Source organism: Pseudomonas sp. H3_E04 (genome assembly GCF_054668915.1).
The window spans coordinates 916,138-936,706 of sequence record NZ_CP162797.1 but is presented as its reverse complement, the minus strand read 5'-3'; the positions used below and the strand labels follow the sequence as shown (position 1 = coordinate 936,706).

Here is a 20,569-nt window from a genome sequence, read left to right as displayed (position 1 = left end):
TGTCGCAACCCAAATCCCTGTGGGAGCGAGCCTGCCCGCGAAGGCGGCGGCACATTCAACATCATCATTGCCTGACACACCGCTTTCGCGAGCAGGCTCGCTCCCACAATAATCCGGGGCAAACCCACAATCTTCAGCGCAACCGAACCCCCTGTGGGAGCGAGCCTGCTCGCGAAGGCGCCGGCACATTCAACACCATCATCGCCTGACACACCGCTTTCGCGAGCAAGCCCGCTCCCACAATAATCCGGGGCAAACTCACAATCTTCAACGCAACCAAAATCCCTGTGGGAGCGAGCCTGCTCGCGAAGACGCCGGTACATTCAACATCATCGCCGCCTGACCCACCGCTTTCGCGAGCAAGCCCGCTCCCACAGTGGTCCGGGACATACCAACGATCTTTATCTCCAACAATCCACCCCACGACTATTGAGCCGCTTGCTCATGGCACGCGGGCCCGGCGGTCAGGAAGGCGAGGTTCGGGCGATCTGCCTGGAAGAACTGCAGCGTCATTGCGACGAGGTCTGGACCGATCGGGCCGGTAATGTCATCGGCCTGTTCAAGGGTCGCAAACCCGATCCCGATGGCAAGTACGCCGGGCGCATCATCGGAAATATGGATGAGATTCCCATGGTTTCGAACTGGTGGTCGACGGCGCGATTGAAGCGTGTGCACAGACGTTGGTGGAATATCTGCAATGCCCGCAAACGAGGTATCGACTTGAGCCGCAGCCCAATAAAAAGGGAGGCCCATTGCAGGCCTCCCCTTATTTCTCACTGTCAGGATGTACCCAGACCCTGTGACAAATCGGAAGACGACGGCCGCGCCGGATCTGGCCTGGTCTCAACCTCGGTTTGTTCGGTGGTTCGGGTCACCGTGTCACGCACGGCCTCGTAACCTTCCTGAGCTTTCTGCTTGGCTTTGTCGACCATGCCTGCGCTGGTGCGGCCCATGTAGCGCTGTTCAGTGGACGTAGTCGGCAACGCCACGCCGAGCAATGCACCGAGCGCAACCCCAGCGGCAGCGACCATCAGGGGTTGCTCCTTGAGCATGTGACTGAATTGCTGGCCAAGCACTTGCGAATTACGCGACAGTCGATCACTGGCGTCATGCATCGCATGGCTCAGATTTTCCTTCGCAGCACCGACGTTTTCACCGAGGTGGCTGGCCTTGCCTTTCAGCGCCTCATAGCCGCCCTTCAGTGAGTCTGTAGTCGAGTGCAAATGCGCGCGCGCACTGTCGATGCCGTCGGCCAAACCGTCGGCCCACTCGCCAGCCTTGTCCTGATCCGGACCGCTACGATAGGTCGGTTGCGGCACGGGCGGTCGATTCTGGCTGATCATCAGCCAGAGCAGGCCCACCGAAGTCAGCACCGCTGGCACCGGGTTATTGCGCACGCTGGTGCCCAGATTGGTGAAGAACGTCGAGCCGTTGCTCTGCATCATTCCCCAAGCCTGATCGATCATCTGCCCGGGAGTGAATTTGCTTTCCAGTTGATCGACGATGTTGCCGATGCTCGCACGTTGCGCATCGATCTCGCGCTCGATCTGCTCCGGGCTTTTTTCCGCTTCGATATCCAGTTCGCTTTTCATGAGACTTTCCTCCGCAGCGCTTCCTGATCCTTGTTCAAGGCGTCGAGGGTGCGATCAGGTTTGAAGTGAGATGGCTCGAATTGTTTTTTCCCGGATTGCAGCATGGCGAAGCCGATGATCATCACCACTACGCCGACGATCAGCGCGGCCAGCCACGGCGCCATGAACATGCTCAGGCCGTACACCGCCGACATCAGCAGAATGATGAAGCCAGCGAGAAACACGATCGCACCACCGGCAACCGCACCGATGCCTGCCTTCAGCGTGCTGAGGCTGTTCTGCAGTTCGGCTTTGGCCAGCGCCAGCTCCTTGGTGAACAACGCCGGAACTTCGCGCGACAGTTGTCGCAACAGACCGACCACCGAAGCGTCATCCGCTTGGCCAAGGGGCCTTGCCCCGCTCAGATCAGATTCATCTCTGTTCATCACAGTTCTCCTTTGGCGTCAGGTGCGTGCGGTACGGAAGCTGCCGCAAAATCAGAAGGGTGATCGCTGTCACTGGGCGAGGTCGGGGTGATGCCGGTGGCCAGTCCCGGATTGGCGTGGGCCGACGGCGGCATTGCCGATTCATAAGGCCGCTGCGCGCCGTAATCGGCTGGCGGTGGCGTCGAGGTGGAGCCCGCCGCCGGATCGTGTTCGGCACTGACCGTCGCTGCCGCAGCCGTCCCTGCCTTGAGAAACCGCGACAGTCCGAAACCGATGGCAATGCTGCCGGCGATGAATAGCCCCGGATTGCTGCGCGCCAGATCGGCCGCATCGTGCAGCAACTGCTCGGCACTCTTGCCGCGCAGATTGCCCGCCAGTCCGGTCATGGAATCGGCCATGTCAGTCAGGTAGTCGGACATGCCCAGCGTGTCCTTGTCCTGCAGCTCCGAGACGAAGCTTTTCGCCCCTTGCGCCAAGGCTTCGATCTGCTCGGCCGCCGTGTCGCGATACTGACCGAATTGCGCATCAGCCTGTTGCCGCGCGCCGCCCAGCGCTTCATTCACGTCGTCTTTCAAATGTTCAAAACCTTGTCCAGGCTTGCTGTTCGGATCACCTGATTCAAAGCCTGCCCTGCTGTCTGAAGTATTCATGTTGCCCCTCGCCTTCTGACTGAAAACGCAAAAACGGGACTACACGGCAACGTTGCCTCGAGCCCCCACATAGATGATGACGAAGCAGCTTGCGCGAGAGTTCAAAGAGGTTGATGAGCGTGCAACGTCTGGCCTGGATCAGCGACGAAAGGTTGCGCCAGGCAGGATTGCGTTGAGCTTCTGCGCCTGCCTGCGGTCAAGACAAGGCACAAGGATTGATCTGCAACATGGCGTCGAAACCCGCAACGCCGCCGATAGATGGCAGAATCCCCACACCCTGATCACTTCGGAGACCGCAATGCTTCGCCTGTTTGAAGAAAGGCTCGACCCCTTCCCGCCCGACGAGGCGCCCCCACCGCCAGTTGGCCTGATGCGCTTCTTGTGGGCCTGTACCCGGGGGGCGCGCGGTTACATTCTGGCCTTCGCCCTGCTCAGCGCCAGCGTGTCGATCTACGAGGCGTGGCTGTTTTCTTTCCTTGGGCAAGTGGTGGATCTGCTCTCGACCTGGCAGTCCGGCGGCGCTGCCGGTGATGAGGAAAGCCGCGTGTTGTGGGGCATCGGCATCGTGCTGGTGGTCAGCATCGGCCTGGTGGCGCTGCGTACGATGGTTCAGCACCAGATCCTCGCGATCAATCTGCCGCTGCGCCTGCGCTGGGACTTTCACCGGTTGATGCTGCGGCAAAGTCTGTCGTTCTTCTCCGACGAGTTTTCCGGTCGGGTCACGACGAAGGTCATGCAGACCGCGTTGTCGGTGCGCGAGGTGCTGTTCACCCTGATCGAAATCCTCCCCGGCATCGGCGTGTACTTCATCGCGATCATTGCGCTGGCCGGTGGCTTTGCATTGAAGTTGATGCTGCCGTTCTTGGCGTGGATCGTTTTGTTCGGGCTGGCGATGGTGTATTTCGTTCCGCGTCTGGGCAAGGTCGGCCAGGAGCAGGCCGATGCGCGCTCGTCGATGACCGGGCGGATTGCCGACGCCTACACCAACATCACCACGGTCAAACTGTTCTCGCACTCCAAGCGTGAAGCGCATTTTGCCCGCGCGGCGATGGAAGATTTCAAGCTCACCGGCTTCCGCCAGATGCGCTTGGTCAGCCAGTTCGAAATCGTCAATCAGGCGCTGGTGGTGGCGTTGATTATCGGTGCCGGCGGTTACGCGCTGTGGCTGTGGCATCAGGGCGAAGTCGGTACCGGCGCCGTCGCGGCGATCACCGCCATGGCGTTGCGCATCAATGGCATGTCGCACTGGATCATGTGGCAGATGACGTCGCTGTTCGAAAACATCGGCACCGTGCAGGACGGCATGGCCACGCTGACCAGCGGCCCGAAAGTCCAGGACGCACCGGATGCCAAGGTGCTTGAGCCTGCCGGTGGCGAAGTGGTTTTCGACAATGTCAGCTTCAACTACAACGGCGAACGTCAGGTGCTCGACGGCTTGACCCTGCACATTCGCCCGGGCGAAAAAATCGGCCTGGTCGGCCGCTCCGGTGCGGGCAAGTCGACGCTGATCAACCTGCTGCTGCGCTTCTACGACGTTGATCGCGGCGAGATCCGCATCGATGGGCAGAACATCGCCGAGGTGACTCAGGACAGCCTGCGCAGCGTGATCGGCATGGTCACCCAAGACACGTCGCTGTTGCACCGTTCGATCCGCGACAACATCGCCTACGGTCGCCCGGACGCCACCGACGAGGACATCCATCGCGCGGCAGTGAACGCCCAGGCCGATGGTTTCATCAGCCAGTTGAGCGACAAGCAGGGCCACAGCGGTTACGACACGCTGGTCGGCGAACGCGGCATCAAGCTTTCGGGCGGCCAGCGCCAACGCATCGCCATCGCCAGGGTGATGCTGAAAAACGCGCCTATCCTGTTGCTTGATGAAGCCACCAGCGCGCTGGATTCCGAGGTTGAAGTCGCGATTCAGGAAAGCCTCGATGAAATGATGCAGGGCAAAACCGTGATCGCCATCGCCCACCGCTTGTCGACCATTGCGGCGATGGACCGGCTGATCGTCATGGACGAAGGCCGCATCATCGAACAAGGCACCCACGCGCAGTTGCTTGAGAAAAACGGCACCTATGCGCGGTTGTGGCAGCACCAGAGCGGCGGGTTCCTGGGTGAGGATCGGGGTTTGGTCGAGGTGATGGAGGAGTAATCAGGCTGGAGGGCCTGAGCCAAGGCCTACAGGATCGGCTCGAGTTTTTCGAGAATGAATTCTGGCGGGCGCATGCCTGTAATCCGCAGCAGGAGATGGCCGCTGCGCCCGCAACGAACGCCTCTGAAGCGACCACGGCTACGGACTCCTTCCTATGAGAGGAGCCCGTTGCAATAGGTTATGCGTGGAGAGTTTTTACTCTAGGCATCGCTTGGGCGTGAGTCGAGTTTGCTCGGCATTCTGCACCTCAGCACTGACATCGACCTGTTTACGGCTGCTGAACTCGATCGGATAGGGCCCGGTCTGGGCAAGAGCTGCCTGCACACGGCTGACAAAGGCCGCGTCGTCCAGCGTGTAGAAAACCCACTCCATGCGTTGTCCGCCAGTGACCGTGCACCCCCACTTTGCCGAACCATCCGTTGCGACGGCTGCCTGGATCAGACGGTCCATTTGCATCATCCGCGCGTATTCCTTTGGACTTGGCAGGAAGTGATCCGGCACGTATTTCCAGCTGATTCGAGTCTTGTAAGCAAACGCCTGGGCGTCCTTGAGATTCAGGTTGGAAGGCATGCGAAAACTCGCTGGCATCGGGTCGTCAGGAAAATCAGACGGTTGAAAATCGCTGTCGCCTGGCGCAGCCACTTGCCGGTGGTCGGCCGGATCATCACTGAGCAGTATTCGGAGCGCTTCAGCGATGCGCTCTTCCCGCTCGCTCACGCATTTGTGATGGGCCGTTGTATTTACTGGACCGGCATCCAGACAAGGATCGCGCTCCACCGGCCTTGGAGAGTGGGATCGCGAACAACCGGTTATGACTAGAGTTGCCAGCGCGAATAACAGAGCGGCGGGCCAGATTTGAGGGCGCGGGGAAGCGTGGAAAGTGGCGTGGTTCAAGTGGCCTTCCTTGGTGTGGCAACAGTTCGAGAGCTATGTAAAAGAGGTGCATTCTGCCTGCCACCCCTGTCGTATGAACAGGCCAAAGCGCAGCGAAAATGGCAGTTCGTCACAAGCGAAGCCCGGCCAGAACCAGCCACTTGTGACGAAAGCCATCAGAACACTCAGCTATCTGTACTTGAACCACTGCCCGCAACGCTCAAGTCGCCACCCGGAAAAGCACCACCCTCAATGTGATACACCCTCGGTTCCGCCGAAAAATAATCCTCCAGTCCCTGCATGAACCGCTGGTGGTCTTCACTTTCTTCAAACCCCGGCGAGTGGTCCTCAAGTGACCGCCAGCGCACGATCAAATTGAATTGCTCGGGGGTTTCAATACCTTGCGCCAGCAAGTGGCCGCCGTAACCTTTGGCGCGAGTGAGCAACGGTTCGACTTCGGCAAATGCCCGTCGAAAGGCTTCAGTCTGTTGCGGGTGAACGGGCAGCACAGCGATCTCGTAGACCATGATGTTTCTCCAAAATCAGTGAGCGGATTCAGACGATGAGCGAAGGCTCGACGGCGATGGCGATTTTTCCCAGCAGACCGTTGTTGCCGCTCTCGAGTCGGGCGTGGGCGAGCGGGATATCGGCGAGGGAATAGACGGCGCCAACGTGTGGCCGCAGCTGACCGCGCTCGACCAACGCGCTCAGTTCATCGAGCTTGCCGCGATTCTGCCGGGTGAAGACGAAGTGATAGCTGGCGTTCTTGCCCCAGGCCTGGACGAGGTTTTGCGGCTGCGCAATGTCGACGATCGAGACGACGCGGCCAAGCTGGGCGAGCGCGTCGGCGCTGCGGGACAGGGTATCGCCGCCGATGGTGTCGAACACCACATCAACGCCATGCCCGGCGGTTTCGCGCATGATCGCTTCGACGTAATCCTCTTGGGTGTAATCGATCACCACATCAGCGCCCAGGCTGCGGACGAACTCGGCGTTGGCCTCGCGCACGGTGGTGAACACTCTGGCGCCCATGGCCTTGGCCACCTGAATTGCCACATGCCCCACCCCGCCCGCGCCACCGTGGATCAGAATGCTTTCGCCAACGCGAAGCACGGCGCGCACGGTCAGCGCTTCCCAAACCGTGCCGCCGACCAGACTCAGACTGGCAGCCTCGAGGTGGCTCAGCGACGCAGGCTTTCTGGCGATGATGTTTTCGGATGCGACGTGGTATTCGGCATAACTGCCCTGCCCGTCGAATATCTGCGGGGTGTACCAGACCTCGTCGCCAGGTGCGAAGGCGCTGACGCCCGGCCCGATAGCCTCGACCACGCCCGATACGTCGTGGCCGGTAATGGCTGGCAGCGGCACCAGGTCGGGATAGTCGCCGCGCCGAACCTGATAATCCAGCGGATTGATGGAAGTGGCGTGCACTCGGACCAGCACTTGGCCCGCTTGCGGAACCGGTTTTGGAACGTCGTTGAGTTCGAACGATTCAGGACCGCCGAAGGATTTCAGAATCATCGCTTTCATGGCAAAACCTCGTATCGATAAAGAGGGATATCGAGAATTCTCGATATCCTGTAGTAAAAAAATTTACAGCTCTTTCCCTATGATCTCTGCAAGCGCGCTGATAGCAGCCTCATTGCGTTTGTAGTAGGTCCATTGACCGATGCGCCGCACTTCAACCAGCCCCACCCGCTGCAACGTGGCCAGATAACTCGACACCGTCGACTGCGACAGGCCGATACCTTCCTGAATGCTGCTGACGCAGACGCCCTCGACAAAAACGTCACCCTCATCCTGCGGGGGGAAGTTCTTGACGGGATCCTTCAGGCCTTCAAGGATCTTGAGGCGCGTCGGGTTCGAGAGGGCTTTGAAGATTTCGATCAGTTCCATGCGCCGAGGATATCGAGATTTTTCGATATGTCAATGCGATTTTTTTGACTCATTTCTTTCAGGAAACAATCGGGTCCTGGAGAATGCGCGCGTCGGTGCAAGGCCGACCGTCCAGATAGAGCTGTTGGAACTGTGCGCATTCCATGGCTTTCGCGAACAGCCATCCTTGTGCATAGCGCACCTGGCTGGCGTGCAGGAAGTCGAGCTGCGCCGGGGTCTCGACGCCCTCAGCAACAAGTGTCAGCCGCAGCGCGTGGCCCATCTGAATGACGTGAGTGACCAGCAAGGTCTGCTCCTCTGCTTCGCTGATCTGCTCAACAAAGGATCGGTCGATCTTGAGCACGTCCAGCGGTAATTGCTGCAGATATTGCAAACTCGAATAGCCAGTGCCGAAGTCATCCAGCGCAACTACAAACCCAGCGCTTCGTGCGCGCTCCAGCGTTATTTTCGCTAACGCCAGATCGACGAGGCTGCGCTCTGTCACTTCAAGCCATATCTGCGCGGGCAGCACGTCGAGGCGTTGGCTTTCAGTCAATAAAGTCGGTATCAGTCGGCCGGAGCTCACATCGGCGGCGGCCAGGTTCAAGGCCACGTGCAGCGAACGGTCACTGGCGAGCATGGCGCCAAGGTCTGCGAATACACGATGGACCACTTGGTCAGTGATCGCTTCGATCAATCCACTGGATTCGGCCAGCGGGATGAACACGTCCGGGTAGACCAGCGTGCCGCTGGGTTTGCGCCAGCGGATCAAGGCTTCGGCGCCGACACAGCGCCGGGTTTCGATTTCAATGATCGGCTGGTAATGAACCACGAACTCTTGGCGCTGCACCGCGCGCTCCAGTGCCGCCAGCGGGGACAGCTTGCGTCGCCACCAGCGCAGGCTCGCAATGACCAAGCCCAGGGTGATGACAAGACCGATCGGCAGCAGATAAAGGACGTGTTGCCCGAGGCTGCGCAACAGTTCCTGTCGCGGGATTGCGGCGATTACGGTGAAGTTGCCCTGGGCCACCAGCGTGTAGAGAAAACCGTCCTTGAGGCCATGCGTAGGCCCCTCATGCACCAAGGCGAGGAAACTCGCCATGTTCGGGTCCGCCGGGCCGAGCAAGCGGCCCTGACGTGTGCCGACGGCCAGCCTGACGCCTTCATCCAGCACGACTTCGCGAAACTGTTCCGGGTCGACCAGCACGTTGAACGCAGCAAACTGCAATGCCAGCATCGGTTTGATCAGCTCGTTGTCATCGCGCGCATCGACGGACACCTTCACCCCGTCGTCAGTGACGAAATCCTCCGCCCATTTATTCGTCCGCGGCGGCGTGGCGCCCCATGACGTGCAGGCAAACACATCCTCTTCATAGCCCACCGTCTCGACCGAAAAGGTATTGATGGCAATCATGCGCATCTGCTCGATGGCTTGTGGCGAGCAGGGTTCGAGGTCAGTAATGGCCATGCTCTTCAGCGCTTGGGAGGCCTGCGCGAATGTCTGACTGGCGCGATCGTTGGCAATCGCGGCGAGCGTCTGCAGGCGGTCGTGCGCCGCGTAGATCGACAGCATCCAGCCAGCCGCGAGGGTCATGCCCAACGGGACGATCATCGCAAGGGCCGTCAGCATTATTCCCCGCCGCATGATCTTTGAACGCTTCATTTCACCGCCCGAATGAGTTGGCCCGTGACGCGTCATCGCGACTGCTGGACGCGCCGTTTGCGCGGCACCTACCGCTGCTTTTAGCTTGGAATCGAAGCAGAATCAACAACTCTGCCGATTAGTTGAAAGCCCCGTGACGTGGATCAATTTGTAGTCTCATCGCAATTGCTTGAGGCCATCGACAGATACGATTCCACTCGATTGCGTCCACCCTGTTTGGCGCGGTAGAGGCATTCATCGGCTTTCTTCAGGACGATTTCTGCAGTAGTCGGCAAGTGTTCACACGTTGCCACGCCGATCGAAGCGGTAATGCGCCCTACGGTCGGAATATCACTGGTCGCAATGGCCTGACGAATCCGCTCAGCGATGGCACTGGCTGACCCGACATCGGTCTGCGGCAAAATCAGCAAGAATTCCTCTCCTCCGGCTCGGCACGCCAGGTCGCCGACGCGGGAATAGGTTTGCAGGGTATGCGCGACCTGTTTGATCGCCAGATCACCCTTGTCGTGGCCGAAGGTGTCGTTAACCGTTTTGAAATGGTCGATGTCCAGCGATAACACCGAATATGGCTGACCGCTGCGCTCAAGGCGGCGCAACTCCTCATCCATGGCTCTGCGATTGGCCAGCCCGGTCATGGCGTCGGTCAGCACCTGCTGGTTCAGGTGACCCAGCTTCGCTTGCAACAACTGCACGCCGGCAAGCATCGCCTGGCGGATGGAAAACGCCTCGTGATACCAGGCCTTGACGTGGCGAAGTTGCTCACTGGCCTGCGGCGCTGACAACTGCCGGGCAATACGCGACAGCTGATTGAGCGGGCGACAGATCAGCAAGGTGCCGAACCAGATCAGTACGAAGCCGATCAGGGCGGCAGGCAGCATTCCCAGCAGCACATCGCGCATCAAGGTGTTCAGCGGCGCCAGACTGACCTCGCGCGGCTGCTGCGCGACCACGGCCCAGCCAGCGCCCGGCACCTGAGCGTACCCGGCGAGCATGGGTACGCCTTTGTAGTTACGTACGCTCATCGCGCCGCTCTCGCCACGCAACGCGGCGTCGACGGTTTTGCTCCAGCCCAGGGTGTCGCCAATGCGCGCCGCCTCAGGGTGAAAAAGCAGTTGCCGATCCTGATCTGCTACAAAAGCAAAGGTGCCTTCGTGGTGAAAATGGCGGCTGATCAAGGTGTGCAGTGCGTTGTCTTCGCGCAGATAAACCGAGCCGCCGATGATGCCCACGTAACGCTCAGCAGAGTCGTAGACGGGTTCGGAGATAAATACGACGAGATTGCCGGCGGCGGATGTATACGCGGAACTGATGAACGGCCGCCTCGCCTCGATAGCTTTGAGAATGGCATCCGAACGCAGCGTTGAACCGTTGATTTGCAGGGTATCCGGGTACGCTTCCAGCACCTTGGCAGTACTATCGATTATGGCAATCGAGTTGAAATCGGCATCCTGTTTTTGCAGGCGCAGCGCTTCGGCGCGCATGACGCTGGGGTCACCCCAGGCCTGGCCCAATTCACTGGCGCTGTAACGAAGATGGTTCTGTGCTGAATGAATGAATTCAGCGAGACTCGAAGCGACCTTCGCTGCATAGGCGCTGTTCGACTGCAGGGCATGATCAACCAAGGCATCGCGCTGCACGCGGTAGGCCGTGACAAGGCTGTTGCCCAACGTCGCCAGAACAGACAGCAGTACCAGTGAGAGAATCAGCCAACGCAAATTCAGCGCAGTTACCGGTTGCGTGGCACCCAGCGTCTCGTCGCTGGCCGATTCATTTGGGGGGTCCGTTCTGTCGATCATCGTCTGCCCTGACAGGTCTCTTTGGGAGTTCGCAGCGAAAGCGCCTCAGCGAGTATATGCGCTCGTGCGTGAGACGCCTGAGCGACTTCCAATACGAGAGCGTCTCCCCGCTGCGGTTGAACTTCAAGCCGGGTCCAGCAATACCCACAACCGCACGATTTTTCCCGCTTTGATTTCTGCCACATCGACGCCACTGACGACAACCGGTCCAGCGCTCGGGCCCGCATGCCAGCGCAGGTAACCCAACCCGTGGTGCCCAACCGCCGGCCCCTCCGGAACAAACTCGAAGTCCGGCCCGAACTGAGCCAGCAACGCACCGGCCACTTCTGAAATCGCCGCCTGCCCAGTGACGATGCCCGTCGGTTCGTACATTGTTGGTGTATCTGCAAAAAGCTCCTGCACCGCTGCCACGCGCCGCTGTGCATCGCGCTCGTTGAACACGCGCTGCAGGTTGGCCCGCAGCAAGGCGTCGTAGTTTTCCACTTCGTTGACATTTCGCGAATCTGAGCCAGACATTTTTTAATCCTCGATTGAGATGTGAAGCCCGGTTGCGCGGGCTCAGCGGTTAACCATGTTTGACCAGGTTCAAGGCTGGCAAAGGTCCGCCCGGAAACTGCGCAAGCATTCCCTGCTGCACACCGCCCAGATCGATGCCGTAAAAACCCAGTTGAGTGATCAGCTCTGCAACCTTGGTTTTGCTCGCGGCATCTTCACCGGAATAAAACAGCACACGCTTGCCGCCCTCGGCGGTGGGATCGGTCAGCAGAGCCGCGAGCAAATGGTTGAAGGCCTTGACTACGTGCGCACCGGGCAGCATCTGCGCCACCACTTGCGAAGACGGCTGGCCGCCCAGATCGAACGGCTTGAACAGTGGCGCCTCGATCGGGTTGTTGGCATCGATCACGATGCGCCCATCCCAAGGCCCGAGATCGCGCACCGCGTCGGGGATTTTCGACCAGTTCACCGCCAGAAAGACGACGTCCGCCTGACTCGCCTGCCGAGCGGTTACGGCTTGCGCGAGTGGGCCCAATTCGCTGACAACGCCAGCAAGACTTTGCGGCCCGCGACTGTTGGCCAGGCTGACCGGCAGGCCCGCGTTGACGAGCAACCGAGCGATGGCGGCGCCAATGGAGCCAGTACCAATGATGCTGATAGTCATGATGCTCTCCTTACGCTGTGAAGCCGCCGTCGACGATTAATTCTGCGCCGGTGACAAACCCTGCCTCTGCACTGGCCAGGTACGCCACCGCGCTGGCAACATCCTTGCCCTCGCCGTACCGCCCCATGGCGATGTTCGGGCGTAGGAAGTCCGCAATAGGCCCGTCGGCCGGGTTCATGTCGCTGTCGGTCGGGCCGGGATGGACGGTGTTCACAGTGATGCCGCGCGGCCCCAGATCGCGCACCAGTCCACGACTGAAACCGGTCAGCGCACCTTTGCTCAGGGTGTAGACGGAGGCGGTAGCGAACGCAGCGTATTGCACCATCGAACTGCCGATGTGAATGATCCGACCGCCCTGCCCCATGTGTTTGAGTGCTTGCTGAGTGGCGACGAAGACGCCGGTAACGTTCACCGCAAGGATGCGTTGAAAGTCCTCTAAGGCGATGTCCTCCGGGGCACCGAGCAGGCTGATACCAGCGTTATTGACCAGAATGTCGATCTTGCCAAAACGCTGTGCAACCTCGGCAATCGCTGCACGTACAGCCTCGGGATTGCCCGCATCGGCCGCCAGCGCCACAGCCTGGCCGCCCGCCGCAACGATTTGCTGCACGACCGCTGCGGCGCGATCTGGCGATGCGTTGTAGGTGATGGCGACGGTTGCGCCGTCTGCCGCGAGCCGCTTGGCGATTGCGGCGCCGATGCTGCGTGAGCCACCGGTAACGATGGCGATTTTGCCGGTCAGTGGAAGCGTGGATGTGTTCATGGTCGAGCCTCTGGGTGGTTGAAGTTGATAAGGCTATGAGACGCCTTTTGATCTTCCATCAGTAGTGGAAGCCACCTAGAATCACTTTCAATCATCAGTTGAAGGTGCACGGATGGAAACGTTAGGCAATTTGCTCTCATTCGTGCGCAGCGCCGAGGCGGGAAGCTTCTCTGCGGCCGCGCGACGCCTGGGCCTGACTCCAGCAGCGGTCAGTCGCAATGTCGCGCAGCTGGAGGCCAACCTCGGCGTACGCTTGTTTCAGCGCAGCACGCGCAAACTCACGCTGACCGAGGCGGGAGAGCGCTTTTTGGCCAACGTCGGTTCGGGACTTGAGAGCGTTCAGGCGGCGATCGCCGATGTGGCCGGCAATGCTGGAGAGCCTTCAGGGCTTTTGCGTCTGAGCGCAGCACCCGGTTTCGCCAGGGATTTTCTGCTGCCGCTGATGCCCGAGTTTCTCAAGCAATACCCCGCCGTGACCCCTGAATGGCACGTCGACAATCGCCAGGTCGATCTCATCGCAGATGGATTTGATGCGGCCATCGGCGGCGGCATCGAGTTGGCGCAAGGTGTGGTGGCCAGGGCCATCGCGCCGGCGCATCTGATTCTGGTGGCATCAAAAGAGTACCTCTCGGGACACCAGCGCATCCGGCACATTGAAGAACTGTCGACGCTCGATCACCTGGCCATGCGCTCGGTACAGACCGGCAAGGTGCGCAGTTGGATGCTGCAACGGCGCGACGGGCAACGAGCGCCTTTGGAGTTGAAGCCGCGCCTGTTGGTCAACGATCCACAAGCGCTGTGTCAGTGCGCGCGACTGGGATTGGGGGTTGCGCTGTTGGCAGTTCCGGATGTTTTGCCTCATCTGCAGGACGGTACGCTGGAAAGGGTTTTGCCGGATTGGTATGTCGATGCGGGGCAGATCTATTTGTACTTTTCCAGCCAGAAACTGTTGCCGGCCAAAACCCGGGCGTTTGTGGATTTTCTGGTCGGTCAGGCTCGAGAGGATGGGTGGGCGACTCGACTCGATGCTCGGGCTTAGCAAGCAAGTTATACGACCTCTGAAACTCAAACAGCGTCACGCCTAAGCGGCTTATCAAGCCTTTCGAGCTTGCCGCGTCTGCTCGATTACGGTACAAATCGGGCAGTTGTACGACAACATAATAAAAACCTGAGCCACCCCGAGTGGCTATCATTTTTGAGATCTGCCATGTCCCGTCCTGAGTTTGCGCCAACCGTACCGCCACCCTTCCCCCGTTATCTCGCCGTAATCATTCTGTTGTGCATGGGTTGTGCGTTCGCCGGCAACCACGTCGCGGCACGGGTGGCTTTTGATGACGGCGCGGGTGTGCTGCTGGCAATTCTGATGCGCTCGGGCGGGACCTTGCTGGTGCTTGCCATTCTCGTCCTGTGGCAGCGGCAAAGCCTGCGTCTGCCGACGGGCGCGTGGCGTTGGCAACTGTTGTTGGGCCTGCTGATTACTGCGCAGAGCCTCTGCCTCTACTCCGCTGTCGCACGAGTGCCGGTCGCTCTGGCGCTGCTGGTGGCCAACGTATTTCCGATCCTGCTCGCCTTGCTGACCTGGGCGCTGGGCGGCCCACGACCAAGCGCGCGCACCGCGATGTTGATGGGCTTGATCCTTGTCGGGCTGGTATTCGTGCTGGACGTCCCCGGACGTCTGTCAGACAGCGCCAGCGTCGGCCCGGAATGGTTGCTGGGCGTCACACTCGCCTTCTGCGCCGCCAGCGTCTTCGCCTGCGCGCTGTGGATCACCGATCACAAACTGTCGCAAGTGCGCGGCTCGGTGCGCAGCCTGCTGACCATCTTCATCGTCTTCAGCAGCGTCAACCTGGCCGGCCTGACCGGCGCCCTCCCCGGCGGACTCAACCTCCCCGCCACCTCAACCGGCTGGTTGGCCCTCGCCACGCTGGTCGTGCTCTATGGGACCGGCTTCATTGTGTTGTTCATCTCCGTCCCCAGACTGGACATGCCGCGCAATGCCCCGGTGATGAACATCGAACCACTGGCGACGTTGTTGATGGGCTGGATTGTGCTGGATCAGATGCTAAGCAGAGGACAGATCGTGGGTGGAGTGATTGTGGTGAGCGGGATTGTTTTGCTGACGTATCGGAAGGCGACGGTGAAGGTTGGGGTGAAGGCTGAGGTTTGAGGTTTGAGGTTTGAGGGGTTGTGATGGCGGGACTCTTGGTTGGCGAGTCCTGCTTATCGCCGCCGGCTCGATACCGGATCAGCAGAATTGCAGGCTCTCGAGGTCTATCTGGGCATAGCTTCCTATTTCACCCTTGTAGAGATAAATCGCAGTAACCTTCAGCTCTGTTCGTAAGAATTCCGCCGGCGTTCTGAGTCTGGTGTTTGTGGCTAAACAGGCTGAGGATTTTTTGTTTATGTGGCGGTAAATGGGCTGGCGTCATCGCGAGCAGGCTCACTCCTACAAGGGGATTGTGCTGAGGTTCCCGGCGATCCTTGCCTATCACGATCCTGAAATTTCCCGTCTGACCTGAAGAGCAATTAAAGCGAAACCTTTACCAGTGCCGCGCTGGGAAACTGCATGGTTCTGAATTTCAGTTACATCTTCCCATCGCTCCACAGCGTTCACACATTGGTGGTCGATGTCGGTGTCAATTTCAAAGGCTATGAACCGTTCTGCCTGATTCAGGATCAAGCCATGCAGCCTTGGCATGCCGGGGAAATCGACTTCCAGTTCAAGTACCACGGTGCCCGCCCAGTCGATGCCCTGGCTTTCACCATAACCAGCCAAGGCAATGGGAAGACCGGCATTACGCCAGAATCTTGCGTTCGTCATCAGGCGGTGGGCAGTCACGGCATTCTGTTCCTGCACATTCAACTGTCGCTTCTTAAGCAGCCGGTTGATTTCCATTTAGCTCCTCAGTCGTCTGCCCCTCGTTGTCCTTGATACTTCAAAATCTCATCCAAAAATCCCAGCGCTCGACGAAACACAGGACGGCAATCGTCATACGGTAACTCATCGAGCGAGGCCCAGAAAAACTCGAAAACATGCCCTTGATCATCCAGTGTCTGGTGAAACCATCGCTCTGGCAGTGGCTCACGCACCTCGCAAAGTTGGAACGACCAGACTTGTCCGTGGTGGCCAGACTCCCAGCATCCCAAATCCTGCGCGATTGTCGCATTCTCAATACCGGACTCTTCCGCCAATTCTCGCAAAGCGGCCTGGGCGGGTGTTTCTCCGCGCTCAATGGTTCCTTTTACTAACTGCACCCCGGCCTGTGGATGTCGAAACAGCAGGATTCGCGGGCGCTGTGCGAAACAAAGCACAACAGGACAGGCCTTGTCGGGATGCATAAAGATTTCCTTATCGGTTTAAATGATCCATCGGGGTGGCATCAACCCTGCGTTACGAGCGTCAACTTCGGCCAGATCTCGAGCCATCTCTTCGATTGCATGCGCTCCACAAACACCGCGTTTTTATCACTTTCAAATCGGGCGGTTGGCCGCACTTTCAGCGCAAACAAATCCTCTAGCCCCAACGGCGCCGAAACCTCTATCGCACCATGCCGATCAAGCCTGACCCCTACTGCCGTAGCAGTTTCCGGCCAGAACGTCATTGCATCGGCAACCGCCCCATAAGGCGCATCGGCGTTCCGCTGGTGCATGCGTGCCTGGTTTTTCACCGACCAGTTCAAGCCGCTGCACAGTGCTGCAAGCTCTACCTCCACGGCCAGGTCTGTTTGCGCACTGGCGCATGCTGTGTCAAACCATACGACATCAATGTCCTCGGGCAACGGCGAAGGTTGGCGCTGATGCAGATGATCCCAAACCAGGCTGCGCACAAAACCTGCGGCAACCCAGCAGTCCGGCAAGTTGAGATCTCTGACTATGCGCAGGATGTGCATGCGGACGGGATCTTCAGCAATCAGATCCCGCAGTTGCGCTTCCAGATTCATTTATTTCAATCCAATGACCATGGTTGCGAGAGCCTATCAGTGGTCTCTGTAAGCGCTCGGTCCCTTGTGCTGAATGGCGAGTGCAGGCGAACTTTGCAGGATAGGGCCAACTGCCGCCCACTACTCAAACCTTGAACTCTTCCTTGAGCAAATCGGCAAACTTGTCTTTTGCGCGATGAGATTCAACGTGCCTGTTCCAGATAAAATAATTCTGCACAGGCTTTAAGTCATTGAAGAAGAATCCTTGAATACCGCCGAGCTGGCGGAACTGTTCAAACATGCCTCTCGGCACCAACGAAATACCGGCGCCTGAACTTACGCAGCCAAGGATGGTGCCATAACTGGCTATGCTTGTTATCGGGTTGAAAACTTTGTACCGCTCCAGCCAGGTTAGCAAAGCCTTTCTGTAGGGACATCCTTCAGGCCACATGAATAAATCCACACCGTGCAGGTCCTCTGGCTGGTTTATCACCCCCGCGGACGGCGAGGCAATCACCACTAGATCCTCTTCATAGATCTCCAGACTCTCGATGTCCGGATGTTCTGGCCTGACGGCAATTATTGCCCCGTCCAATGTGTAGTTGACCACTTCGGCGGATAATTGTGACCAATCGCCAGTGCTGAATTGCATTTGTACAGCCGGGTAGAGTTGATGAAACCTGGATAGCACTTTGGGTAACCGGCCGGTAGCGGATGACTCTATGGCACCAATCCTGAGTTCTCCCGAAGGAGCTGACAGCGGATCAAGCGCTCGTTGCGATTCTTCGCACAAAGAAAGGATTTTGTTGGTATAGCCGAGAAAAAGCCGACCTGAAGGGCTGATGATCAAACCTCTGCCTTTCCTTATAAACAGGTCAACTCCAAGCTCACGCTCCAAAAGCTTGATGCGGTTGGTGATGTTGGACGGCACGCAATGCAATCGTTCCGAGGCACGAACGATACTGCCCAGATCGGCTACTGCCTTGAACATGACCAGTTGCGAAAACTCCATACATATACTCATTAAAAATGAATGATCGGGTGAGTATAAGTCACTTGTCGGAGACCAACAAACTGGGCTAATTTCGCCGCTGCAAGGCGAAAAGTGCGTTAAAACCAAACATTCATAGGTCTTTAGGGAGAAGGACACATCATGAGCTCAGCATCGCCACAGAGCCGTTTGGAACCGCTTGAACATAAATCCATGCAAGAACTTGGCGAGACATTTATCCAGGCCCTGCCCAGGCACATACGCAACTTGAAAATTCCCGGACGTACCTTAGAAGAAAACCAACGGCGTCAACCTTTGCTGGCCTGCGTCGGGAACGTTGCTGAGGTACAGGACGCCATGCTTGAGGTACTCAATCATTCCATCACGCAAGACGCGCAACTGGCGGCTGAAAGCGCATTCAGGGCGTTTCTCGAAAAACCAGCAATAGATTCGTCGGTATTAAGCTTTTTCAATGGGTGGAATGAAACCCATAAAACCACCAGCCTCGTCTCGGCAAAAATCATCATGCGCCTGTCGGCGGATGCGATATCGGTATCTCCCGACAGACGTGAGGGTTACCACAATGTCATGGCGCATATGCATGAAGTGGCGAAAGATGATTTCGGTCTTGGACATCAGGGCCATGACGGAATGTACAACTACATGACTGCAGCTTTTGGTGCGTCAGCCTGGGTTGAGGAACAATTCAAAATTGCTGAATGTAATGACTTCGCGGATTTCCTATACAACACCGGGGTCGCCAAGCATAAAACGGCTTTAAATTCTCAGGAACACAGATCTTCAATTATGGATGCGATGATGGTTTCAATCGCATCAGAACTCTGGAATGGTCGTGAATACAATTTCATCGCTCAATATATTGAAGCAAAGCTCCTCGCTGCCAATCCATTCTTGAGAACAAACACGCAGAGCCTGCGTAACGCCAAAGGCTACGTAATGGGCCACTCCGGTGAAGTTGAGAATAAACACGGATTGCATGCCTTGGCGGCCGCGCAAGCTTACGGTCGGACGGTAGGTTTGGAATTCAAACCTGCGCGCCTGAAGGGCATCATGCTCAATTACAATGAAAGAGTCGGCAATGCATTCTCCGCCATGCATCGGATTATGACCTCTTGACATCTGTTGACTGACAAAACATGCCGATAAAACTCTCGCAACTTGAAGTTGAAGAATGATCGGCATGTTTTAACGATATTCAATATAAGACCACGAGCGACTCATGAACCTTCCGGCTAAAATGACGTTCCGCAGGGATCTATCGCATGAATGTTGAACACGCTGTTCTTGCGCTGGGTTTCTTCGCGTTCTGTGGTGGCCTGATAGACGCTGCGGTCGGTGGCGGAGGCCTGGTTCAGGTGCCAGCACTTCTACATGCTCTACCGCAGTACAGTCTTGCCACCATTTTCGGCACCAACAAACTGGCCGTTCTGGCAGGCAATATTTCATCAATATCGGGTTACTTGAAGCGCATAAAAATCCGCTGGAATTTAATGCTTCCGACCATGCTCGGCGCTTTTTTATTTTCTTTTCTCGGCGCTCTCTCAGTATCCCTTGTCCCTAAAAGATTGATGGAGATCGTTGTCTTTTGCATATTGATAGTCATGGCTATCTACACGTTTATGGAGAAAAAACTTGGTTTGGCAGGCCAAGGCCGACACTTCGGAACGAAAGATATTTGCCTTGGAGTTTTCTTTGGCAGTCTGATCGGTTTCTACGATGGTGTCTTCGGCCCGGGCAGTGGCAGCCTGCTGCTGTTTATCTTCGTCAAGGTCTTTGGCTTTGATTTCCTCAATGCATCAGCCTCTGCAAAACTGGTCAATCTGGGGACGTTCAGCGCTGCGCTTATTTTTTTTATCCCCTCCGGTAACGTCTTGTGGGCGATTGGCGGCGTGATTGCCTTATGCAATATGGCCGGCGCACTGACCGGTGTCTTTCTGGCATTACGTTATGGAAGCAGTTTCATCAGAGTTTTTTTCCTGATCCTGCTCGTATTCCTGATAGGCAGGATGGGGATCAATATTTTTTCGTAGACACTGGTCGCCTAATACTGAATACGCGGGTGAATTGCCGGGCTCAGGTGCACCACCTCGGCCAGTTCTTCGACGCTCAGCAAGCGATTGAGACGCACCCGGGTGCGACGCCCGGATAGCCGGGTTATTGATCCAGGCAACGCGGCAACTCAAACACCAGCCGCGCGCCCCTCGGCTCACTGCGCTCGGCCCACAACCGTCCGCCGTGACTTTCAATGATCGTGCGGCAGATCGACAACCCCATGCCCAGCCCGGTGGCGACATCGCTGTTGGCGCACATCGCCGGCGGGGTCATGTCACGCCAATGCACACCGCCCGAAAGCAACTCGTCACGGGTGAAACCGACCATGCGCAGGAACGCGTCGTTGGCCTCGATGATTTGCCCTTCCACGCTCCAAACGATGATGTTGGCGGGGACCAGCCGGCGGATCTGCGCTTCGCGCTCGGCGAGGTCGCGATACAGACGCGCGTTGTCCAGCGAGATCGCGGGCCTGCGAGGCCACCAGGCGCAACGTGGCGAGACGCGCCGGGCCGCGCACCCCGGCGGCACCTATGCATTGATCGTCAAGCAGGTTCTCGGCTCCTGAGAATCCTTGGAGAACCGCGTTCCAGAGCGTTTTGTGTCGCTGATCACCTGGCCAGAAAATCCTTTGAAT

22 protein-coding genes and 1 pseudogene are annotated in these 20,569 nt (G+C 58.0%); 5 read left to right on the top strand and 18 right to left on the bottom strand.

Annotation, left to right across the window (positions count from 1 at the left end; all coding sequences use genetic code 11):
• Nucleotides 1-426: 426 nt before the first annotated feature.
• The 4 genes from AB4N53_RS04350 to AB4N53_RS04335 are packed head-to-tail and all read right to left on the bottom strand — an operon-like array spanning nucleotide 427 to nucleotide 2,667.
• Nucleotides 427-753, bottom strand: coding sequence for a hypothetical protein (locus AB4N53_RS04350; protein ID WP_460118475.1), 327 nt, complete (start codon nucleotides 751-753; stop codon nucleotides 427-429).
• A gap of 26 nt (nucleotides 754-779) precedes the next feature.
• Nucleotides 780-1,592: a DUF3618 domain-containing protein gene (locus AB4N53_RS04345; RefSeq protein ID WP_460118473.1), complete on the bottom strand. Its 813-nt coding sequence runs from the start codon at nucleotides 1,590-1,592 to the stop codon at nucleotides 780-782.
• On the bottom strand, nucleotides 1,589-2,017 hold the full coding sequence (locus tag AB4N53_RS04340) for a phage holin family protein (RefSeq protein ID WP_460118471.1): 429 nt from the start codon (nucleotides 2,015-2,017) through the stop codon (nucleotides 1,589-1,591). Before AB4N53_RS04340 ends, AB4N53_RS04345 begins: the two co-directional genes overlap by 4 nt.
• On the bottom strand, nucleotides 2,017-2,667 hold the full coding sequence (locus AB4N53_RS04335) for a hypothetical protein (protein ID WP_460118469.1): 651 nt from the start codon (nucleotides 2,665-2,667) through the stop codon (nucleotides 2,017-2,019). Before AB4N53_RS04335 ends, AB4N53_RS04340 begins: the two co-directional genes overlap by 1 nt.
• Nucleotides 2,668-2,965: 298 nt before the next feature.
• On the opposite strand from AB4N53_RS04335, the gene AB4N53_RS04330 reads away from it, so the two are divergent.
• Nucleotides 2,966-4,822, top strand: coding sequence for an ABC transporter ATP-binding protein (locus AB4N53_RS04330; RefSeq protein WP_236169182.1), 1,857 nt, complete (start codon nucleotides 2,966-2,968; stop codon nucleotides 4,820-4,822).
• A gap of 195 nt (nucleotides 4,823-5,017) precedes the next feature.
• On the opposite strand, the gene AB4N53_RS04325 is transcribed toward AB4N53_RS04330, so the two are convergent.
• The 9 genes from AB4N53_RS04325 to AB4N53_RS04285 form a co-directional block, all read right to left on the bottom strand.
• Nucleotides 5,018-5,716, bottom strand: coding sequence for a DUF695 domain-containing protein (locus tag AB4N53_RS04325; protein ID WP_460118467.1), 699 nt, complete (start codon nucleotides 5,714-5,716; stop codon nucleotides 5,018-5,020).
• A 164-nt stretch (nucleotides 5,717-5,880) separates the two neighbouring features.
• The gene (locus AB4N53_RS04320; protein ID WP_460118465.1) at nucleotides 5,881-6,222 is read right to left on the bottom strand and encodes an antibiotic biosynthesis monooxygenase family protein; all 342 of its coding nucleotides are present in this window, start codon (nucleotides 6,220-6,222) and stop codon (nucleotides 5,881-5,883) included.
• Nucleotides 6,223-6,250: 28 nt separating this feature from the next.
• A complete protein-coding gene (locus tag AB4N53_RS04315) occupies nucleotides 6,251-7,225 on the bottom strand; it encodes a zinc-dependent alcohol dehydrogenase family protein (RefSeq protein WP_460118463.1) in 975 nt (324 codons plus the stop codon).
• A gap of 63 nt (nucleotides 7,226-7,288) precedes the next feature.
• Complete coding sequence (locus AB4N53_RS04310; protein ID WP_460118461.1) at nucleotides 7,289-7,591, bottom strand: ArsR/SmtB family transcription factor; 303 nt, start codon at nucleotides 7,589-7,591, stop codon at nucleotides 7,289-7,291.
• 58 nt (nucleotides 7,592-7,649) lie between these two features.
• Entirely contained in the window at nucleotides 7,650-9,200 is a 1,551-nt protein-coding gene (locus AB4N53_RS04305) for an EAL domain-containing protein (RefSeq protein ID WP_460118459.1), read from the bottom strand.
• A gap of 176 nt (nucleotides 9,201-9,376) precedes the next feature.
• On the bottom strand, nucleotides 9,377-11,029 hold the full coding sequence (locus AB4N53_RS04300; protein ID WP_460118457.1) for a sensor domain-containing diguanylate cyclase: 1,653 nt from the start codon (nucleotides 11,027-11,029) through the stop codon (nucleotides 9,377-9,379).
• 123 nt (nucleotides 11,030-11,152) lie between these two features.
• Nucleotides 11,153-11,545 carry a nuclear transport factor 2 family protein gene (locus AB4N53_RS04295; protein ID WP_460118455.1) on the bottom strand — a complete coding sequence of 131 codons (393 nt, stop codon included), beginning with the start codon at nucleotides 11,543-11,545 and terminating at the stop codon, nucleotides 11,153-11,155.
• A gap of 49 nt (nucleotides 11,546-11,594) precedes the next feature.
• On the bottom strand, nucleotides 11,595-12,191 hold the full coding sequence (locus AB4N53_RS04290) for an NADPH-dependent F420 reductase (RefSeq protein WP_460125308.1): 597 nt from the start codon (nucleotides 12,189-12,191) through the stop codon (nucleotides 11,595-11,597).
• A 7-nt stretch (nucleotides 12,192-12,198) separates the two neighbouring features.
• Nucleotides 12,199-12,951 carry a 3-oxoacyl-ACP reductase family protein gene (locus AB4N53_RS04285; RefSeq protein WP_460118453.1) on the bottom strand — a complete coding sequence of 251 codons (753 nt, stop codon included), beginning with the start codon at nucleotides 12,949-12,951 and terminating at the stop codon, nucleotides 12,199-12,201.
• Nucleotides 12,952-13,063: 112 nt separating this feature from the next.
• Between AB4N53_RS04285 and AB4N53_RS04280 the strand changes: the two genes are divergently transcribed.
• Nucleotides 13,064-13,990, top strand: coding sequence for a LysR family transcriptional regulator (locus AB4N53_RS04280; RefSeq protein WP_460118451.1), 927 nt, complete (start codon nucleotides 13,064-13,066; stop codon nucleotides 13,988-13,990).
• Between the two features lie 168 nt (nucleotides 13,991-14,158).
• On the top strand, nucleotides 14,159-15,118 hold the full coding sequence (locus AB4N53_RS04275) for an EamA family transporter (protein ID WP_460118449.1): 960 nt from the start codon (nucleotides 14,159-14,161) through the stop codon (nucleotides 15,116-15,118).
• Nucleotides 15,119-15,439: 321 nt separating this feature from the next.
• Here AB4N53_RS04275 and AB4N53_RS04270 read toward each other — a convergent pair whose 3' ends face one another.
• The 4 genes from AB4N53_RS04270 to AB4N53_RS04255 form a co-directional block, all read right to left on the bottom strand.
• The gene (locus tag AB4N53_RS04270; protein ID WP_460118447.1) at nucleotides 15,440-15,847 is read right to left on the bottom strand and encodes a hypothetical protein; all 408 of its coding nucleotides are present in this window, start codon (nucleotides 15,845-15,847) and stop codon (nucleotides 15,440-15,442) included.
• 8 nt (nucleotides 15,848-15,855) lie between these two features.
• On the bottom strand, nucleotides 15,856-16,290 hold the full coding sequence (locus AB4N53_RS04265; protein WP_460118445.1) for an NUDIX hydrolase: 435 nt from the start codon (nucleotides 16,288-16,290) through the stop codon (nucleotides 15,856-15,858).
• 41 nt (nucleotides 16,291-16,331) lie between these two features.
• On the bottom strand, nucleotides 16,332-16,892 hold the full coding sequence (locus AB4N53_RS04260; RefSeq protein WP_460118443.1) for a nucleotidyltransferase family protein: 561 nt from the start codon (nucleotides 16,890-16,892) through the stop codon (nucleotides 16,332-16,334).
• Nucleotides 16,893-17,016: 124 nt separating this feature from the next.
• Entirely contained in the window at nucleotides 17,017-17,883 is an 867-nt protein-coding gene (locus tag AB4N53_RS04255; RefSeq protein ID WP_460118441.1) for a LysR family transcriptional regulator, read from the bottom strand.
• Between the two features lie 141 nt (nucleotides 17,884-18,024).
• On the opposite strand from AB4N53_RS04255, the gene AB4N53_RS04250 reads away from it, so the two are divergent.
• Both AB4N53_RS04250 and AB4N53_RS04245 read left to right on the top strand, forming a co-directional pair.
• Entirely contained in the window at nucleotides 18,025-18,999 is a 975-nt protein-coding gene (locus AB4N53_RS04250; protein WP_460118440.1) for a hypothetical protein, read from the top strand.
• Nucleotides 19,000-19,145: 146 nt separating this feature from the next.
• Complete coding sequence (locus AB4N53_RS04245; RefSeq protein ID WP_460118438.1) at nucleotides 19,146-19,913, top strand: sulfite exporter TauE/SafE family protein; 768 nt, start codon at nucleotides 19,146-19,148, stop codon at nucleotides 19,911-19,913.
• A gap of 145 nt (nucleotides 19,914-20,058) precedes the next feature.
• Here AB4N53_RS04245 and AB4N53_RS04240 read toward each other — a convergent pair.
• Nucleotides 20,059-20,458, bottom strand: a pseudogene (locus AB4N53_RS04240) (ATP-binding protein); the annotation flags it as partial.
• Nucleotides 20,459-20,569 lie beyond the last annotated feature (111 nt).

Coding starts and splice junctions, on each gene's coding strand:
- AB4N53_RS04285 (WP_460118453.1), bottom strand. CDS start 12,951: ATGAACACATCCACGCTTCCACTGACCGGCAAAATCGCCATCGTTACC.
- AB4N53_RS04270 (WP_460118447.1), bottom strand. CDS start 15,847: ATGGAAATCAACCGGCTGCTTAAGAAGCGACAGTTGAATGTGCAGGAA.
- AB4N53_RS04255 (WP_460118441.1), bottom strand. CDS start 17,883: ATGGAGTTTTCGCAACTGGTCATGTTCAAGGCAGTAGCCGATCTGGGC.
- AB4N53_RS04245 (WP_460118438.1), top strand. CDS start 19,146: ATGAATGTTGAACACGCTGTTCTTGCGCTGGGTTTCTTCGCGTTCTGT.
- AB4N53_RS04260 (WP_460118443.1), bottom strand. CDS start 16,892: ATGAATCTGGAAGCGCAACTGCGGGATCTGATTGCTGAAGATCCCGTC.
- AB4N53_RS04295 (WP_460118455.1), bottom strand. CDS start 11,545: ATGTCTGGCTCAGATTCGCGAAATGTCAACGAAGTGGAAAACTACGAC.
- AB4N53_RS04350 (WP_460118475.1), bottom strand. CDS start 753: ATGGGCCTCCCTTTTTATTGGGCTGCGGCTCAAGTCGATACCTCGTTT.
- AB4N53_RS04305 (WP_460118459.1), bottom strand. CDS start 9,200: ATGCTGACGGCCCTTGCGATGATCGTCCCGTTGGGCATGACCCTCGCG.
- AB4N53_RS04265 (WP_460118445.1), bottom strand. CDS start 16,290: ATGCATCCCGACAAGGCCTGTCCTGTTGTGCTTTGTTTCGCACAGCGC.
- AB4N53_RS04300 (WP_460118457.1), bottom strand. CDS start 11,029: ATGATCGACAGAACGGACCCCCCAAATGAATCGGCCAGCGACGAGACG.
- AB4N53_RS04250 (WP_460118440.1), top strand. CDS start 18,025: ATGAGCTCAGCATCGCCACAGAGCCGTTTGGAACCGCTTGAACATAAA.
- AB4N53_RS04345 (WP_460118473.1), bottom strand. CDS start 1,592: ATGAAAAGCGAACTGGATATCGAAGCGGAAAAAAGCCCGGAGCAGATC.
- AB4N53_RS04315 (WP_460118463.1), bottom strand. CDS start 7,225: ATGAAAGCGATGATTCTGAAATCCTTCGGCGGTCCTGAATCGTTCGAA.
- AB4N53_RS04335 (WP_460118469.1), bottom strand. CDS start 2,667: ATGAATACTTCAGACAGCAGGGCAGGCTTTGAATCAGGTGATCCGAAC.
- AB4N53_RS04275 (WP_460118449.1), top strand. CDS start 14,159: ATGTCCCGTCCTGAGTTTGCGCCAACCGTACCGCCACCCTTCCCCCGT.
- AB4N53_RS04320 (WP_460118465.1), bottom strand. CDS start 6,222: ATGGTCTACGAGATCGCTGTGCTGCCCGTTCACCCGCAACAGACTGAA.
- AB4N53_RS04310 (WP_460118461.1), bottom strand. CDS start 7,591: ATGGAACTGATCGAAATCTTCAAAGCCCTCTCGAACCCGACGCGCCTC.
- AB4N53_RS04330 (WP_236169182.1), top strand. CDS start 2,966: ATGCTTCGCCTGTTTGAAGAAAGGCTCGACCCCTTCCCGCCCGACGAG.
- AB4N53_RS04280 (WP_460118451.1), top strand. CDS start 13,064: ATGGAAACGTTAGGCAATTTGCTCTCATTCGTGCGCAGCGCCGAGGCG.
- AB4N53_RS04340 (WP_460118471.1), bottom strand. CDS start 2,017: ATGAACAGAGATGAATCTGATCTGAGCGGGGCAAGGCCCCTTGGCCAA.